The sequence below is a fragment of the Prauserella aidingensis genome (assembly GCF_024171865.1).
Lineage (GTDB): Bacteria > Actinomycetota > Actinomycetes > Mycobacteriales > Pseudonocardiaceae > Prauserella > Prauserella aidingensis.
Genome location: NZ_JAMTCN010000015.1, coordinates 77,488 through 93,292, shown reverse-complemented (window position 1 = coordinate 93,292; position 15,805 = coordinate 77,488). Strand labels below are relative to the sequence as shown.

General features: G+C 72.8%; 15 protein-coding genes. 7 read left to right on the top strand and 8 right to left on the bottom strand.

The window, feature by feature from the left end:
• Window positions 1-11 precede the first annotated feature (11 nt).
• From LY13_RS16120 to cobC, 4 genes are read left to right on the top strand one after another with little or no spacing between them, the layout of a single operon-like run.
• Window positions 12-2,081: a putative cobaltochelatase gene (locus LY13_RS16120; RefSeq protein WP_253829273.1), complete on the top strand. Its 2,070-nt coding sequence runs from the start codon at window positions 12-14 to the stop codon at window positions 2,079-2,081.
• A complete protein-coding gene (gene cobO, locus LY13_RS16115; RefSeq protein WP_253829272.1) occupies window positions 2,081-2,683 on the top strand; it encodes a cob(I)yrinic acid a,c-diamide adenosyltransferase in 603 nt (200 codons plus the stop codon). The genes LY13_RS16120 and cobO overlap by 1 nt, the downstream gene beginning before the upstream one ends.
• A complete protein-coding gene (locus LY13_RS16110; protein ID WP_253829271.1) occupies window positions 2,677-4,017 on the top strand; it encodes a cobyrinic acid a,c-diamide synthase CobB in 1,341 nt (446 codons plus the stop codon). The genes cobO and LY13_RS16110 overlap by 7 nt, the downstream gene beginning before the upstream one ends.
• A 20-nt stretch (window positions 4,018-4,037) precedes the next feature.
• Window positions 4,038-5,093, top strand: a complete 1,056-nt coding sequence (gene cobC / locus LY13_RS16105) for an Rv2231c family histidinol phosphate aminotransferase CobC (RefSeq protein WP_253829300.1) — start codon at window positions 4,038-4,040, stop codon at window positions 5,091-5,093.
• 121 nt (window positions 5,094-5,214) lie between these two features.
• Here cobC and LY13_RS16100 read toward each other — a convergent pair whose 3' ends face one another.
• Both LY13_RS16100 and LY13_RS16095 read right to left on the bottom strand, forming a co-directional pair.
• Window positions 5,215-5,856, bottom strand: a complete 642-nt coding sequence (locus LY13_RS16100) for a hypothetical protein (RefSeq protein WP_253829270.1) — start codon at window positions 5,854-5,856, stop codon at window positions 5,215-5,217.
• Window positions 5,853-6,485, bottom strand: coding sequence for a TetR/AcrR family transcriptional regulator (locus tag LY13_RS16095; protein WP_253829269.1), 633 nt, complete (start codon window positions 6,483-6,485; stop codon window positions 5,853-5,855). Before LY13_RS16095 ends, LY13_RS16100 begins: the two co-directional genes overlap by 4 nt.
• An 83-nt stretch (window positions 6,486-6,568) precedes the next feature.
• Here LY13_RS16095 and LY13_RS16090 point away from each other — a divergent pair, with 83 nt between their 5' ends.
• The gene (locus LY13_RS16090) at window positions 6,569-6,982 is read left to right on the top strand and encodes a hypothetical protein (protein WP_253829268.1); all 414 of its coding nucleotides are present in this window, start codon (window positions 6,569-6,571) and stop codon (window positions 6,980-6,982) included.
• The gene (locus tag LY13_RS16085) at window positions 6,979-8,535 is read left to right on the top strand and encodes a multicopper oxidase family protein (protein ID WP_308216349.1); all 1,557 of its coding nucleotides are present in this window, start codon (window positions 6,979-6,981) and stop codon (window positions 8,533-8,535) included. The genes LY13_RS16090 and LY13_RS16085 overlap by 4 nt, the downstream gene beginning before the upstream one ends.
• A 123-nt stretch (window positions 8,536-8,658) precedes the next feature.
• Here LY13_RS16085 and LY13_RS16080 read toward each other — a convergent pair whose 3' ends face one another.
• From LY13_RS16080 to LY13_RS16070, 3 genes are all read right to left on the bottom strand, one after another.
• The gene (locus LY13_RS16080) at window positions 8,659-9,399 is read right to left on the bottom strand and encodes an adenosylcobinamide-GDP ribazoletransferase (RefSeq protein ID WP_253829298.1); all 741 of its coding nucleotides are present in this window, start codon (window positions 9,397-9,399) and stop codon (window positions 8,659-8,661) included.
• Between the two features lie 73 nt (window positions 9,400-9,472).
• Window positions 9,473-10,504: a nicotinate-nucleotide--dimethylbenzimidazole phosphoribosyltransferase gene (gene cobT, locus LY13_RS16075; protein ID WP_253829267.1), complete on the bottom strand. Its 1,032-nt coding sequence runs from the start codon at window positions 10,502-10,504 to the stop codon at window positions 9,473-9,475.
• A gap of 9 nt (window positions 10,505-10,513) precedes the next feature.
• Window positions 10,514-11,158: a bifunctional adenosylcobinamide kinase/adenosylcobinamide-phosphate guanylyltransferase gene (locus LY13_RS16070; RefSeq protein ID WP_253829266.1), complete on the bottom strand. Its 645-nt coding sequence runs from the start codon at window positions 11,156-11,158 to the stop codon at window positions 10,514-10,516.
• A 36-nt stretch (window positions 11,159-11,194) separates the two neighbouring features.
• Here LY13_RS16070 and LY13_RS16065 point away from each other — a divergent pair, with 36 nt between their 5' ends.
• On the top strand, window positions 11,195-12,139 hold the full coding sequence (locus tag LY13_RS16065; protein WP_253829265.1) for a cobalamin biosynthesis protein: 945 nt from the start codon (window positions 11,195-11,197) through the stop codon (window positions 12,137-12,139).
• On the opposite strand, the gene LY13_RS16060 is transcribed toward LY13_RS16065, so the two are convergent.
• The 3 genes from LY13_RS16060 to LY13_RS16050 form a co-directional block, all read right to left on the bottom strand.
• The gene (locus LY13_RS16060) at window positions 12,133-13,026 is read right to left on the bottom strand and encodes a CbtA family protein (protein ID WP_253829264.1); all 894 of its coding nucleotides are present in this window, start codon (window positions 13,024-13,026) and stop codon (window positions 12,133-12,135) included. The genes LY13_RS16065 and LY13_RS16060 overlap by 7 nt on opposite strands.
• A 16-nt stretch (window positions 13,027-13,042) precedes the next feature.
• Window positions 13,043-13,270, bottom strand: a complete 228-nt coding sequence (locus LY13_RS16055) for a CbtB domain-containing protein (protein WP_253829263.1) — start codon at window positions 13,268-13,270, stop codon at window positions 13,043-13,045.
• Window positions 13,271-13,650: 380 nt separating this feature from the next.
• Window positions 13,651-15,495 (bottom strand): LamG-like jellyroll fold domain-containing protein, encoded by a 1,845-nt coding sequence (locus LY13_RS16050; RefSeq protein WP_253829262.1) that lies wholly within the window; start codon window positions 15,493-15,495, stop codon window positions 13,651-13,653.
• Between the last annotated feature and the right edge of the window lie 310 nt (window positions 15,496-15,805).

The window sequence follows — 15,805 nt, the reverse complement described above, 5'->3', positions numbered from 1 at the left end:
AGGGAGTCTGCATGCGGCCGTACCCGTTCACGGCAGTCGTCGGAATGGCCGAACTGCGCCTGGCGCTCCTGTTGTGCACCATCTCACCGTCGATCGGCGGCGTGCTGGTACGCGGGGAGAAGGGCACGGCGAAATCCACCATGGTGCGCGCCCTCGCGGGGCTGCTGCCCGATGTGGACGTCGTCGACGGCTGCCGGTTCGCGTGCGACCCGGAGGCGCCCGACCCGTCGTGCCCCGATGGTCCACACCGGACGGTCACGTCGTCCCGGCGGCCCGCGCGGCTCGTGGAACTGCCCGTCGGTGCCGCCGAGGAACGCGTCGTCGGCTCGCTCGACCTGGAACGTGCGCTGCGCGACGGGGTCACCGACTTTCAGCCCGGTCTGCTCGCCGGTGCGCACCGCGGCATGCTCTACGTCGACGAGGTCAACCTCCTGCACGACCACCTGGTCGACACGCTGCTCGACGCGGCGGCGATGGGCCGGGTGACGGTCGAGCGGGAAGGTGCGTCGGTCTCGCACGCCGCCCGGTTCGTGCTCATCGGAACGATGAACCCCGAGGAAGGGGAACTGCGGCCGCAGCTGCTCGACCGGTTCGGGCTGACCGTCGAGGTCTCGTCCAGCCGCGATGCCGCCGAGCGGGTCGAGGTGGTGCGACGGCGGCTCGCGTACGAAGCGGATCCGGACGCGTTCGCCGAGGGCTACGCCGCCGACGACGCCGCTCTGGCCACCGAGATCGCCAAGGCGCGGACACTGTTGCCGTCGGTGGAGCTGACCGACGAGGCACTGTTGCAGATCGCCGAGGTGTGCGCGGCGTTCGAGGTCGACGGGATGCGGGCCGACATCGTCACGGCACGCACCGCCGTGGCGCACGCGGCCTGGTGCGGCCGCACGGCCGTGTCCACAGAGGACATCCGGGTGGCGGCGAGGCTGGCGCTGCCGCACCGGCGCAGGCGCAACCCGTTCGACGCCCCGGGCATCGACTCCGAACAGCTGGAGCAGGCATTGCAGGACGCCCAGCCTCCGGGGGAAGACCCTGACGACGACCCCGACGGCGACGGCCCGGACGACGGCGGCGAGGGCGGCCCGGAGGGGCCCGACGACGGACCCGGTGACGGCCCGGACGGCGGCCCCGGCGGGGGAGCGCCCGACGAGGATCCGCAACACGAGCCCCCGAATCCGCAACACGAGCCCCCGAGAACGCAACACGGCGATGCGGACTCGGGGAGCGAGGACGGTGACGGCGCCGCGCCGCGCACCGAGCAGCGCGCGGGCACGGACACGCCGTACCGCGCGAAGTTGTTCACCGTCGACGGCGCCGGTTCCGGTGCGGACGGCAGGCGTTCCCGGTCCGAGGGGCAGCGCGGCCGGATCGTCGGCGTCCGGCCGGACGGCACCCGGAGCGGATCGCCGCACCTCGTCGCCACCCTGCGTGCGGCGGCCCGGCGCCGGCCGCAGCGCGGCCCGCGCGCCGACGGAGCCGGGCCGGTCGTGCTGCCCCGGGATCTGCGCTTCGCCCGGCGGGAAGGCAAGGAGGGCAACCTCGTCCTGCTGTGCGTCGACGCGTCCGGCTCGATGGGGTCGAAAGCGCGGATCCGCGAGGTGAAGACAGCCGTGCTGTCGCTGCTGCTGGATGCATACCAGCGCAGGGACAAGGTCGGACTGGTCACGTTCCGTGCTTCCGAAGCGGAGGTGGCGTTGCCGCCGACGGGCAGCGTCGACGTCGCGGCCGCCCGGCTGGAGGAGTTGCCGACCGGTGGGCGCACGCCGCTCGCCGAGGGCCTGACGCGCGCCGCCGAGGTGCTGCGGGTCGAGGCCTTGCGCGACGGCGACCGCAGGCCGTTGCTGGTGGTCGTGACCGACGGCCGCGCCACCAGTGGCCCGGAGGCGCTGCAGCGGGCGCACACCGCAGCGGACGGCCTGGCGCGCACCGGAGTGTCCACTGTGGTCATGGACTGCGAGACCGGTCGGATGCGGCTCGGCCTGGCCAAGACCCTGGCGGGCAGGCTCGGTGGCGAGCACGTGGCCGTCGGGGACGTGGCGGCGGAGAAGCTGACCGACGAGGTGAAACGGAGGGCGGCCTGATGCCGCAGGGGAAGCCGGCCGTGGTGCCGGACGACGGACTGACCACGCGGCAGCGGCGCAACCGCCCGATCGTGGCCGTCCACACGGGGCCGATGAAGGGCAAGTCGACGGCGGCGTTCGGCATGGCGCTGCGGGCGTGGAACCAGGGCTGGAGCATCGGCGTGTTCCAGTTCGTCAAGTCCGCCAAGTGGCGTGTGGGCGAGGAGAACGCGCTGCGCACGCTCGGCGAGACCGGCCAGGGTGGACCCGTCGAGTGGCACAAGATGGGCGAGGGCTGGAGCTGGTCCCGCAAGAAGGGCACCGACGAGGATCACGCGGAGAATGCCCGTGAGGGCTGGGCGGAGATCAAGCGCAGGCTCGGTGAACAGACGCACGACTTCTACGTGCTCGACGAGTTCACCTACCCGCTGCACTGGGGCTGGGTCGACGTGGACGACGTGGTGGAGACGCTGCGCAACCGTCCCGGCAGGCAGCACGTGGTGATCACCGGCCGCAACGCTCCGCAGGCGCTGCTGGACTCCGCCGATCTGGTCGCCGAGATGTCGAAGGTCACCCACCCGATGGATGCGGGACAAAAGGGCCAGCGGGGCATCGAGTGGTAGCGCGCGTCGTCGTCGCCGCGCCCGGGTCCGGGCACGGGAAGACGACCGTCGCGACCGGACTGATGGCCGCGCTCCGGTCCCGCGGCACGGCGGTGTCGGGACACAAGGTCGGCCCGGATTTCATCGACCCGAGTTACCACGCGATGGCCACCGGCAGGCCCGCGCGCAACCTGGACCCGTTCCTGCAGGGCGAACACCGGGTCGTGCCGTTGTTGCAGCACGGGTCGAGCGGTGCCGACGTCGCGGTGGTCGAAGGCGTGATGGGCCTGTTCGACGGAGCGCTCGGCACCGACGGCTACGCCTCGACGGCGCACGTGGCTCGGCTGATCGATGCGCCGGTGGTGCTGGTCGTCGACGCCAGTGCGGCCAGCCGGAGCGTCGCGGCGCTGGTGCTGGGATTCGCGCGGTACGACCCGGACATCGAGCTCGCCGGCGTGATCCTCAACAAGCTGGGTTCGCAGCGGCACGAGGACGAGATCCGCGGTGCCCTCGCCCCGACGGGCATTCCCGTGCTGGGTGCGCTCCGTCGTAGTGACGACATCCACGCGCCGAGCAGGCACCTCGGACTCGTGCCCGCAGGCGAGCGGGAGGCCGACGCGCGGGAACTGCTGCCCACGCTGGCCGACTGGATCGCGGGCGGGGTCGACCTCGACGCCGTGGTGCGCGTCGCGCGCGGGGCGCGCCCGCTGACCGCCGAACCGTGGTCACCCGGTGAGGTCGACAGTGGGCCCCGCGCCGTGGTGGCCGCCGCGGCCGGTGAGGCGTTCACGTTCCGCTACACCGAGACCGTCGAGCTGCTCGCGGCCCACGGCGTGGACGTCGTGGACTTCGACCCGCTGCGGGACGAGGCGTTGCCGCCGGAATGTGCCGGCATGTACTTCGGCGGCGGGTTCCCCGAGGCGCACCTCGAACAGTTGTCGGCGAACGAGCCGCTGCGCACCGCGATCGGCGACGCCGTGGCCGGCGGCATGCCCGCGGTCGCCGAATGCGCGGGACTGCTGTACCTGTGCCGGGAGCTGGACGGGCTGCCGATGGTCGGCGCGCTCGACGCCGCGGCCCACATGACTCGGCGGGGCGCGCTCGGTTACCGGACGGCGACCGCGGCGTCCGACAACCTGCTCGCCGCCGAGGGTGATTCGGCCCGCGGGCACGAGTTCCACCGCACCGTCGTCGAACCGCGCGCGGGCGCGACGGCCGCGTGGCGGTGGAACGGCGAGCCCGAGGGATTCGCGAGCCCGACGCTGCACGCGTCCTACCTGCACGTCCACTGGGCGGGATACCCCGAGCCGGCACGGACGTTCGCCGAGGCGGTGCACCGGAGGGCGGCCCGATGACCGGCCCGATGACCGGCCCGATGACCGGCGCGGAGGGCGACGCGGGCGGCGACGGCCGACCGGCCCACGACGTCGACCTGTGGCATCACGGCGACCGGGAGGTCGGTGACGGTCTCGTCGACCTCGCGGTGAACGTCCGGGTGGCGCAGCCGCCGGAGTGGTTGTTGGCCGAACTGCGCGACAGTCTGTCGGCCGTGGCCGCCTATCCGGACGTCGGCGGGGCGACGGAGGCGATCGCGGCGCGGCACGGCCGGAGCCCCGACGACGTGCTGCCGACCGCGGGCGGCGCGGAGGCGTTCACGCTGCTGGCGCGGGCGTGGCCCGTATGCAGGCCGGCCGTGGTGCATCCGCAGTTCACCGAACCCGAGGCGGCGCTGTTGGCCGCGGGCCACGACGTGATCCGCGTGGAGTTGCCCGAGTCCGGCGGGTTCGCGCTGGAGACCGACCTGGTGCCCGCCGACGCCGATCTGGTGTTCGTGGGCAACCCGACCAACCCGACGTCGGTGCTGCACCCGGCGTCGGCGATCCGGGCGCTGGCGCGGCCCGGCAGGCTCGTCGTCGTCGACGAGGCGTTCCTCGACGCGGTGCCGGGTGAGCCGGAAAGTCTCGCACCGGAACGGATCCCGGGTGTCGCCGTCGTGCGCAGTCTGACGAAGACGTGGGGCATCGCCGGGTTACGCGCGGGCTACGTGCTGGCCGAGCCCGCGATCGTCGACAGGCTGCGCGGGCTGCAGCCGCCGTGGTCGGTGTCGACCCCGGCGGCCGTGGCGATGACGGCCTGCAGCAGGCCGGACGCCGTGGCCGAGGCGGAGGCGCTGGCCCGGGAGGCCGAGGCCGACCGGCACCGGCTGGTGTCGCGGTTGCGGGAGCTCGGCGTCGAGGTGGCAGGCACACCGCGGGCGCCGTTCGTGCTCGTACGGGTTCCGGGCGGGGAGAAGATCCGCCTGGCGCTGCGTGAGGCGGGCTACGCCGTGCGGCGTGCGGACACGTTCCCCGGACTCGGCCCGGACTGGCTGCGCATCGCCGTGCGCTCCGACATGGACGGTTTCCTCGACGCCCTGGCGACCCTCCTGTAGCAGCGTGTCCTGCGTCCGTACGGCGGCCGGCGACCATCTCCAACACCGCGCTGCCGCGTGACCGTGCCCTCGGGCGTGTTCTGCGCTCGGGATCCGTGCGGTCGGCGTGACCGCGGCGGATCTACCGTGCGAGCAGGCCGACGCTGCAGGCGACGATCCACGCGAGCCAGCCCAGCCAGCCGACGAGACCCAGCGGGCCGAGTCGGCCGGGACCGTCGGCGGTGTACGGCGCGGCCGACGCCGAGAGGAACAGCAACCCGGCGCTGACGTGACCGAGGACCGCGTGCCATTCCGCGACGACGCCGAGTTCCGTCCCGGCGACGGTGAAGCCCACCAGCGCTGTGGCCAGGAACAGCTGGTTGAAGCCGAACAGCACGGTGGTCAGGCTCCACAGGCCCGCCGTCGAGGCGCGATCGTGTGCCGCGGCCGAGGCGATGCCGAACCGCAGCGCTTCCACGACCGTGAAGGTCACGTTCTGCATCAACACCCCGGCGAATCCGACGAGAGCCCAGGCTCCCGCGTCGCCGTGCCGGAGCGTCGACAGCAGGCCGGCGGCGAACACGGTGAGCAGCAGCCACGAGGCCGGCGCGAGCACGGACGGTCGCCGCAGCGCCGACCCCGCCGCGGCGAACCGGGCGGCGGCCTCCTCCCGACCGCCGGAGCCCGGTAGCGGAAGGCCCCCGCGGAGGTAGAGCACGTTGACGACGAGCGCTGTCAGGACGAAACCGATTCCGCCCAGCCCCGCGGGCACGGTGATACTCATTCGGTTTCCCGATGGAGCGCCGTCCGGTGCAGCCCGTCGACGAGTGCCCGGAGTCCCGGGTCGAAGTGGCTGCCGGGTTCGTTGGCCGCTGCGGCCGCCGCGAGCACGTTGAAGCCGGCTTCGCCCTCCTTCGGGCGACGACTGCGGGCGGCCTGGCTCTCATGAGAACTCATCGCCATCGCGTGCCCGATCACGTACTCGTTGACGCACCGCGCGATCTGTAGGGCTGTCGGACTCGGTACGCCGTCGTCGGACATCTTCAGCAGCGCACGCACCGCCCATTCGACGGCGTCCTGCGACCGGACCGGCCGTCGTGCGTAGACCGGCAACGCGTTCGGATGCCGCAGCAGCGCGGCGCGTAAGGCCGTGCCGTAGGCGACCAACAGCTCGGTCCAGGGTCGGTCCCACGGCAGACCGGCCACGTCGACCCCGCGGAACATCTCCGCCGCGATCTCGTCGAACAGCTCGTCCCGATCGTCGAATCGCCGGTATATCGCCATCGCGTCGACACCCAGCCGGGCGCCGAGCTTGCGCATCGAGAAGCCGTCCGGGCCGTCGGCGTCGATCAGTTCGAGCGCTGCGTGCGCGATCTCGACGCGGGTCAACGGTGTCGAACGGCGGGGTCCCATCCGCTCCATCATCTCACCGTCCTCCGTTCACATCCTATGCCTACACCGTAGACGACAACGTGTTAACAGTGTAGTTTCCGGGTATGGCTGAACTGCGCCGTTGGCGCGAACGCGCCTTCGCTCCGTCGCTCTGGGCGCTGCGGATCGCGGTGACCGTCGCGGCTGTGGGATACCTGTTCCAAGCGGTCTCCGCGGGCCAGTTCCTGAGCGGCGACTACGGATTCCTCGGCATCCACCAGGCCGGGACGACCGCCGTCGATGTCGTGATGGTGCTGGCCCTGCTCTCCGCCGGTTCGCTGCGCTGGGCGGCGCGCGGTTCGGTCGCGCCGTTCCTCGCGACGCTCGCCGCGATTGCGGCCTCGCAGGTGCAGGCGGCGGTCGGCGCGGCGCGAATGACGTGGTTGCACGTTCCGCTCGCGGTGGTGGTGATCGGAGCCGTCTGGGTGCTCGCCTGGTCGTCCTGGGTGTCCCCGGCGTGGACACGGAGGCCCCGGTGAGTGGGCCGGGACCCGGCCGCAGGGCCGTCGTCATGGCCGGTGCCGGGGCGCTCGCGGCGGGCGTGCTCGGCGTGCCGATCGCCGCGGGGTGGCGCGGACGATCCTCCACCGGCAGCGAACTGCGGAGCCGGCTCCGCCTGCCTCAGCCGTTCGGCAGCCCGTTGATGATCCCGCCGGTGCTCGAGCCCTCCGCGACGACGGCGGACGCCGACCACTACGTCGTCCGGCAGTACCCCGTGCGTACGGAGATCGTCCCCGGCTACACCACAGAGGTCTGGACCTACGGCGGGACGTTTCCCGGGCCGACGATCCGTTCCCGGCGGGGCAGGCGCGCGATCGTCGAGCACATCAACGAACTTCCCGTTCCCACGGCGGTCCACCTGCACGGCGGGGTCACCCCGCCCGAGCACGACGGCTACCCGACCGATCTGATCCTCCCGGACGAGAAATGGGACGGTCACGACGCCCACCACCGCGACGTGACCGTGCGGCGCAGGACGTACGAGTATCCGCTGCCGCAACGCGCATCGACGCTCTGGTATCACGACCACCGCATGGACTTCACCGCACCCGCGGTCTGGCGAGGCCTCGCCGGGTTCCACCTGGTCGGCGACGAGGAGGAGGACGCGCTGGATCTGCCGGGCGGTGATCGGGACATCCCTCTTGCGTTGATGGATCGCGCGTTCGACGGTAGCGGTGCCTTCCGCTACCCGGCCGTCGACCCGACGCTCACCCATCCGCCGGGGGTCCATCCTCCCTACGAGGCCGGAGTGCTGGGCGACGTCGTGCTGGTCAACGGGCGGCCGTGGCCGTACCACGAGGTGGACACCGCACTGCACCGATTGCGACTGCTCAACGCCTCGAACGCCAGGCGGTATCGGCTCCGGTTCGAGGTCGAAGGCGGCGATGAGCTCCCCGTCGTCCAGATCGGCTCCGACCACGGGCTCCTTCCCCGGCCGGTCGGCCACGACGCCGTGGAACTCGCCCCGGCCGAACGTTTCGACGTGCTCGTCGACTTCCGCGAACTCCGCACGGGAACCCGGGTCCGGGTGGTCAACGACCTCGGTGACGGCTCCACCGCCGTGGTGATGCGGTTCGACGTGACGCGCGCCGTCGCCGACGGCCGCGATGTTCCGGACGTCCTCAGCCCCACGTTCGAGCGGTTACGCGCGAGCGACGCCGTCCGAACGCGACGGATGACGTTCCGGTCGCAGGGCATCGACGGGAAACACGGGTGGGTGGTGAACGGCGAACCGTTCTCGCCGGACTCGGTCCAGGCCACCGTGGCGCTCGGCAGCACGGAGATCTGGGAACTGACGGCCGACTTCCACCATCCGGTGCACCTGCACCTCGCACCGTTCCAGGTCCTCGGCCGGGGAACGGGCGGCCCGGGACCGTACGACGACGGTTGGAAGGACACCGTCGATCTGCGGCCCGCGGAAGCCGCGCGGATCCTCGTCCGATTCGACGGATACCGCGGCCGCTACGTGTTCCACTGTCACAACCTCGAACACGAGGACATGATGATGATGGCGAACTTCGACGTCGTCTAGCGGCGTCCCGGCACGGCCTGAGTGCAGGACACGCGCGAAGGCGCAGCCGCGCGGCAGCGCGTCGATGAGGGGTGGTGGCCGGGAGACGGGCGGGCGCAGGACACGCGACGGGGTGTGCCGGGGTCAGATGGCGAGGATCGCGAGCGTCGCGGCGAGGGCGACCTCCACGCAGCCGCCGAGGACGTCGCCGGTGACGCCGCCGAGCCGTCGCACGCATCGCACCAGCAGCGCGCCGGCCGCGGCCCAGCCTGCCAGCACCGCGACGGGTCCCTGCCACCACGCGACGGCCGGGTCGAATCCTGCCAGCACGGACAGCGCCGTCACCGTCGACGCGACCGCCGCGGCGACCGTCACCGGAACCGCGCCTGCCACCGTCGCACCCAGACCTTCCGGCCTCGCCGACGGTACGAACCGCGTGCAGCACAGCGGCAGCACCACACGGCTGGCGACCAGAGCCACGACGATGCCCGGCACACCGGCGCCCGCCGTGACCACGCCCGCCAGCGCGCCGGTCTGGACCAGCAGCGTCAGCACCAGGGTGGCGACGCCCGTGGGTCCGGCGTCGCCGCGGCGCATGACGTCGAGCGCGCGCTCGCGGTCGTAGGAGGCGCCCAGCCCGTCCGCGGTGTCGGCGAGGCCGTCGAGGTGCAGTCCGCGGGTCGCCAGCGCCACCGTCGCGAGCGCCAGCGCCGCCACGACGAACGCGGGCAGGCCGATCAACCCGCCCGCCCAGACGACGACGCCCGCGCCCGCGGCGAGTGCGAGTCCCGCGAGCGGGGCCGCCGTCATGGCCGTGCCCGCGACGCGGCGGTCGATCACGGTCGGTGCGGGCACGGGCAGCGCCGTCAGCGTGCCGAACGCCATGCGCAGACCGTCGCCCGCGGCAGGCCCGGAATCGGCGCCGCCTCCCGGAACCGCGCCCGCGGCGGGGTCGTGCTCAGCCAAGGTCGGCCAGCCGTCCCATGCCCGCCAGCACGGCGCGGGCGTTGCGCAGGACCGGAACCGCCTGCACGGCGCCGCTGCCCTCGCCCAGCCGCAACCCCAGGTCGAGGATCGGTTCCAGGCCCAGCGCCTTGAGGGCAAACGCTTGCGCCGGTTCGGTCGACCGGTGTCCGGCGACCCACCACTGCTCGGCACCCGGCGCGATCTCCCGTGCCACGACCGCGGCCGCGCACGGGAACACCCCGTCCAGCACCACCGGCACGGTCCGCTCGGCGGCACGCACCAGGAACCCCGCCGTCGCCGCCGCGCACGCGCTGCCCAGCGAGGTCAGCACCGCGAACGGGTCGTCGGTGGCCCCGCGCTCGACCGTCCGCGCGAGCGCTCGCTCGAGTACCGCCACCTTGCGGGCGCGGCCGTCGTCGTCGACACCGGTGCCCGTGCCGACCACGTCCTCAGCGGGCAGCCCCAGCACCGCGGCCACGAGCGCCGAGGCGATCGTCGTGTTGCCGATGCCCATGTCACCGGGGATGAGCAGGTCCGCTCCGCCGTCGATGTCGGCGTCGGCGGCCGCGGCGCCCGCGTCGAACGCCCGCCGCGCCTGACCGGGTTCGAGCGCGTCGGCGACGTCGATGGACCCGGAACCGCGCCGGACCTTGTGCCGCCGCACCTCGTCGGGCACGTCGTCGAGCGGATCGTCCACCGCCAGGTCGAGCACCCGCACCCGGGCGCCGACCTCCCGGGCCAGCACGTTCACGCCCGACTCGCCTGCCAGGAACACCCGCACCATCGCCGCCGTCAGATGCCGCGGATACGCCGACACCGTCCCCGACGCCGAGACCCCGTGGTCGCCCGCGAACACCACGACCCGCACGTCGTCCAGCGGGCGCGGCGGCACCTCACCGTGTGCGGCGCACAGCCACGCGGCCAGCTGTTCGAGCCTGCCGAGCGCGCCGACCGGTTTGACCAGGCCGTCGAGCTGCCGTAACGCCTCGTCGCGGGCGCGGTCGTCGAGTGGGGGGATCTGCACGGTGTTCTCCTATTCCAGGTTCAGCACGCGGCCGGCGACGATCAGCCGGACCGCGTCGGAATGCGTGGCCACGGCGGTGTTCAGGGCTCCCAGCACGTCACGGAAGATGCGGCCCGACGCCGACGCGGGCACGACGCCGCTGCCGACCTCGTTGCTCACCGCGATCGCGGGAACGGCGGCCTGCCGCCACGCGTCGGCGAACGCACCGAGCCGTTCGTCCACGCGTTGCTGCCAGCCGTCGCGTTGCTCCCACGCCCCGGACTCGTCGAGTACGCGCGTCAACCACGTGCCGAGGCAGTCGATGAGCACCGGGGACTCGGCATCGCGCAGGGCGGCCGTGACGTCGCCCGTCTCGACCGTGGTCCAGTGCGACGGCCTGCGCGCGCGGTGGGCGGCCACCCGGGCACTCCACTCGGGGTCGTCGTCGCTCGGCGGCATCCCGGCGGCGACGTAGGTCACCGCGGGATACCGGTTCGCGAGGTCCTCGGCGTACCGCGACTTGCCGGACCGCACGCCGCCGAGCACGAGCGTCTTGCCACCGTCGACGTCGTTGACCCGGTTCGCGGGCTGCCCGCGGCCGCGCAGCGCCGAGGCCGCGGCCTCGAGGCGGCGAGCCGCGAACTCGGCGAGACGCCTCTTCGCATCGTTCGTCATGCAGGGCATTCTGGACCACTCGTTAGGGTGAGCGCTGTGGTCCGTGTTCAAGCTGTCACCGCCGCCGGGATCGTCGCCGGGTACGCGGCCGACGTCCTCGTCGGCGACCCTCGCCGCGGGCATCCCGTCGCGCTGTTCGGAACCGCCGCGGCCGCCCTCGAACGGCGCATGTGGGCCGACTCCCGGCTGCGCGGCGCGGCGTACACCGGCGTGTGCGCGGGCGGCGCGGTCGCGGCCGGAGTGGCGGTGTCGGCCGTGACCCGGCGCAGGCCCGCGGCCCGCTTCGCGGCCACCGTCGTCGCGACGTGGGCCGTGCTCGGCGGGGCCGGACTGGCCCGCGAGGGCGACGTCATGGCCGGGCACCTGGAGGCAGGCGACCTGCCCGGAGCACGTGCCCGGCTCGGCCACCTGTGCGGGCGCGACGCCACCGCACTCGACGGGACGGGACTGGCCCGCGCCGCGACCGAGTCGATCGCCGAGAACACCTCGGACGCGGTCGTCGCACCGCTCGTGTGGGGTGGGCTCGCGGGCCTGCCCGGGCTTCTCGGCTACCGCGCACTGAACACGCTCGACGCGATGGTCGGTCACCGCTCCGCCCGGTACGAACGCTTCGGCTGGGCGGCGGCGCGGGCCGACGACGTCGCGAACCTCGTCCCGTCGCGGCTGTCGGCGCTGGCCGCCGCCGTCACCGCACCCGGCGTCGGCGGGCGGCCGTCCGGTGCGCTGCGGGCGTGGCGCCGCGACGCCCATCGGCATCCGAGTCCCAACGCAGGCCCCGTCGAGGCCGCGTTCGCCGGCGCACTCGGGGTGCGGCTGGGCGGAACCAACGTCTACGGCGGGCGCAGCGAGAACCGCGGCACGCTGGGTGACGGACCGTCGCCCGGAGCCGCCGACCTGGGACGGTCCGTGCGCCTGTCGCGGCTCGTCGGGCTGGCGTCGCTGGCCGTCACCGCCGGCGTGGCCGCGATCCGGCGTCACTGACGCACCGCGACCGGGTCGTCGGCAGGGCCTTCGCGGCCGCGGGCGTTCCCGGGCCCCCGCGCCGCGTCGGGGCCCATCGCCCTCTCGGCGAGCACGGCGAACGCGAGTCCGAGCGCGCACCACAGCACGACCTGCGTGCCGAGCGAGGCGAGCCGGAAATCCCACAGCAGGGAGCCGGGGAAACCGTCCGGCACCTCGTCGACCGCGGGCAGGAGCGCCCCGGCCACGGCCATCACGGTCACGTAGGCGCCCACACCCAGCAGGCCGCCATTCGCGGCACCGACGCGGTCGGCGACCGCCCGGCCGACGGCGACCGCCACCATCGCGGCGACCAGCGACAGCGCCACGAAACCGAAGTAGAGGGCGGTGCGGTCCTCGATCGTCCCGGCCTGGCCCACCGCGGGCGGATTCGCCGGGTACTTCAGGAACGGCACCAGCACCACCACGGCGAAGCCGCCCGCGGCGAGCAGTGCCGCCGACACGCGGGGCCGTAGCGTGGTCACCCGGCCTTGCACCGCGGCGAACGCGATCGCGAACAGCCCACCCACCGCGACGGCGTACCCGGTCACACCGGTCAGCAGGCCGACCGTGCTCTGCACCCCGCGGCCGACGAGCGCGTCGTCACCGTGGTCGTGCCCGTGTGCGGAGCCGGATTCCGCTTCGTGGCCGGATGATCCCGTGTGGTCGGGTGGTGCCGCGTGGCCGGGAGCCTCGGCGTGGGATTCGGCGCTGTGCGATGCCGTGCCGTGCGATTCGGTGCCGCCTGCTTCCTCGAGCCCGATGGCGGTGTCGACCGGAGGTTCGCCCACGACGAAGGCGAACACGGCTGCGAACAGTCCGGCGGTGAGACCCGCGAGCATGCCGCGGACCAGCAAGGTCCTCATCATCGTTTCCCCCGCCCTGTCAGTGGCAGGGGAAGGCCAGCAGGTGCCGGCCGTCGTGGACGAACTCGTGGACCAGACCGTCCGACACCAGCGAGACGGCGCCCGCCTCCGTGGTGACGAAGAAGAGCACGAGTAGCGCCAGCACGGTGGTGAAGACCGCCCACGGCACGATCTCCCGCAGCGGGATGCGCACGGCACCCGGCCGGGTGGTGGAACGGGGGACGGAGACGACGTGCGTCTGCGACATCGCGGTACCTCCTGGGGCTTGTCGCGGCCCTGTCGGAACGGTGGCGATGGCGGTGGGTCTGACTACGGGGTGTGCGGTCTCGAGCACACGCCCGATCACAGTGGCGCGACCGTGCCGGGTTCTCACCGGCTTCCAGCCGTCATCGCATGAGCCGTTCGAGGCTAGGCCCGCCCGACGCGGAAAGTCAACGCGGTGTGGCCCGGACCGCCCCTCGCGTGTCCTGCATTCAGAACCGCGTGTCCTGCGTCCGGTCCCGCGTGTTCTGCGTCCGGACCGGCTGCTGCCCCGACTCTCTACGACGTGCCGTGCCGGGACCGCGCATGGCCCGCCGGTCCGTACCGGCGGGCCGTGCACATGCGCTGTCGTCGAATGGTCAGCGGTCAACCGGGCAGCATGAAGTCCTTCGGGCTCAGGGCCCTCGAGACGATGCGCGTGTCGCCCAGCTGGCCGTAGAAGCCCTGTCCGAAGCGCCCGCCCGACTGGGTTCCGCCCAGCGCGAACGGTTTGCCGACCGTCGAGATGCCCTTCGACCGCTGCGCCGCGTTGCGGGTGATCTTCGACCCGTCGACGTAAACCACCGTGTGGTCGCCGTCGTTGACGATCGCGACGTGCGTCCACCGTCCGATCGGGACGGCGTGGCTCCAGCACGTGGGATCGTCGTTGATCGACGTCGGATACACGACGTATTGCAGGAAGCGTTCGCTCGTGACGTTCAGGCTGCACACGGCGTCGTCGGTGGAGTAGCCACCGTCCTTGCCCGCCTCGCCCGCGCGGCCCTCCCAGCTGAGGATGCCCATCCACGCGTGGTCGCCCTCGAACGGCTCGGGAAGGCGGAAGAACGTCTCGATGGTGTAGCCGCGTTCGAACGTCGCCGTGTTGACCGGCGCGCCCGAACGGGTGTGCAGCACCGCCCCGCGGTTCGGGTTCTTGCCGCCGTCGAACCGGACACTGGCGTGGGCCGGAGCGCCGACGTGGTGGTCGGCCGACCACCTCAGCACGTCGGCCGGGCCGTCGTGGAGGCGCAGCGCGACGAGGTCGTTGCCGTTGCCGGACAGGTCACGCGCCACCGCGCCACCCGCCACCGGTGTGCCGTCCTCGCCCGCGTCGGCGAATCCCTCGTCGTCGAACCGCCAGTACGCCGCCGTGCCCGCGACCAGCACCTCGGAGGCGGGGCGTGACGGCGGGTTCGCGGGCGGGGCGAATCCCGCGAACCGCTCGGTGAAGGGGATGTCGACGCTGAACCGGTCGACGTCACCGGTCAGCTCCACCGTCTCGGCCTCCAACGGGGTGCGGTCCTTTTTGCCCAGCAACCACGGCGAGAACGTCTCGACGTCGATACGGCCCCGCGCGAGGTCGAACGCGTACGTCCGCAGCATGCCCGCGCCGCCGTAGTAGCGATCCTGGTAGTTCGTGATGTGGACGTGGACAGGATTGCCCGCGTCGTTGGTGAGCGTCGTCCGCCCGCACGGCCAGTAGTGCCCGCCCAGCGCGAGGAAGATCTGGTCGTTGCCGCGGATCAGCCCGTCCCACAGGTGCCTGCCGTGATCGGACAGCGTGGCGTCGCCGGATTCGTCGGCCCACACGATGTCGTGCGTCGTCAGGATCGTCGGCAACGTCGGGTGCCGGTCCAGAACACCCTGCGCCCACCGGATTCCCGCGTCGGAGACGCGCCAGTCGAGCGCCAGCACCAGCCACGTGCGGCCGCCGCCGTCGAAGGTGTGGAAGCTGTTGTAGCCGTCGGGGGACGAGCCGCCGTAGGAGTCCGACTTCGCGAATCGTGACGGCCCGAACGTGCGCAGGTACGGCGTGTCGCCGCGCTGGTCGTCACCGCCGACGTCGTGGTTGCCGGCCAGCACGCTGTAGGGCAGGCGGCCGTCGATACCGGTGCGGAAGACCGTGTCGGCGATGCGCATCTCGGCCTCGGTGCCGTGTTCGGTCAGGTCGCCGAGCTGGGCGAGGAAGGCGATGTTGCGGTTGCGCCGCTCCTTGACGGCCCACCGCAGGCTCTCGCGTGCCGGTTCGTGGTCCGAACCACCCTCGTCGATGAGGTACTGGATGTCGGGCAGGACGGCGAACGTGAACCTCGCGCCGTCGGGCGACGGGTGGCCGCCGTGCGGGGCGGCCTGTGCGGGCGCCGTGGTGACGGCACCGGACGCCGCGACGACCGCGGGGGTGACGGCGGCGGCGGACAGGACGGAACGTCGGGATACTCCGGAAGGGGACATACGTCGGAGTCTCTCCGTCCCCGTTGGACATCGGGTGGCACGAATGTTGAGCAATGCTGAACATTTTTGCGCCCGACGTGGCCGAATCGAGACCTGCGACTCAGTGCCGACAGCACCTGACGCAGTGTGTTCCGACGTCACCACGAGCCCGGGACCCACGACGCAGTCCCCGGAAACCGCACCACGGTCCCTGGGATCCGCAACACGAGCCCCGGGATCCGCAACGCGAGCCCCGGAATCCGCAACACGAGCCCCGGGATCCGCAACGCGAGCCCCGGAATCGACAACACGGGCCCCGGGAGGCGCAACA

Coding starts and splice junctions, on each gene's coding strand:
- LY13_RS16090 (WP_253829268.1), top strand. CDS start 6,569: ATGGCTGAACTGCGCCGTTGGCGCGAACGCGCCTTCGCTCCGTCGCTC.
- LY13_RS16080 (WP_253829298.1), bottom strand. CDS start 9,399: ATGGCGTTCGGCACGCTGACGGCGCTGCCCGTGCCCGCACCGACCGTG.
- LY13_RS16055 (WP_253829263.1), bottom strand. CDS start 13,270: ATGTCGCAGACGCACGTCGTCTCCGTCCCCCGTTCCACCACCCGGCCG.
- LY13_RS16120 (WP_253829273.1), top strand. CDS start 12: ATGCGGCCGTACCCGTTCACGGCAGTCGTCGGAATGGCCGAACTGCGC.
- LY13_RS16050 (WP_253829262.1), bottom strand. CDS start 15,495: ATGTCCCCTTCCGGAGTATCCCGACGTTCCGTCCTGTCCGCCGCCGCC.
- LY13_RS16100 (WP_253829270.1), bottom strand. CDS start 5,856: ATGAGTATCACCGTGCCCGCGGGGCTGGGCGGAATCGGTTTCGTCCTG.
- LY13_RS16060 (WP_253829264.1), bottom strand. CDS start 13,026: ATGATGAGGACCTTGCTGGTCCGCGGCATGCTCGCGGGTCTCACCGCC.
- LY13_RS16095 (WP_253829269.1), bottom strand. CDS start 6,485: ATGGGACCCCGCCGTTCGACACCGTTGACCCGCGTCGAGATCGCGCAC.
- cobO (WP_253829272.1), top strand. CDS start 2,081: ATGCCGCAGGGGAAGCCGGCCGTGGTGCCGGACGACGGACTGACCACG.
- LY13_RS16070 (WP_253829266.1), bottom strand. CDS start 11,158: ATGACGAACGATGCGAAGAGGCGTCTCGCCGAGTTCGCGGCTCGCCGC.
- cobC (WP_253829300.1), top strand. CDS start 4,038: ATGACCGGCGCGGAGGGCGACGCGGGCGGCGACGGCCGACCGGCCCAC.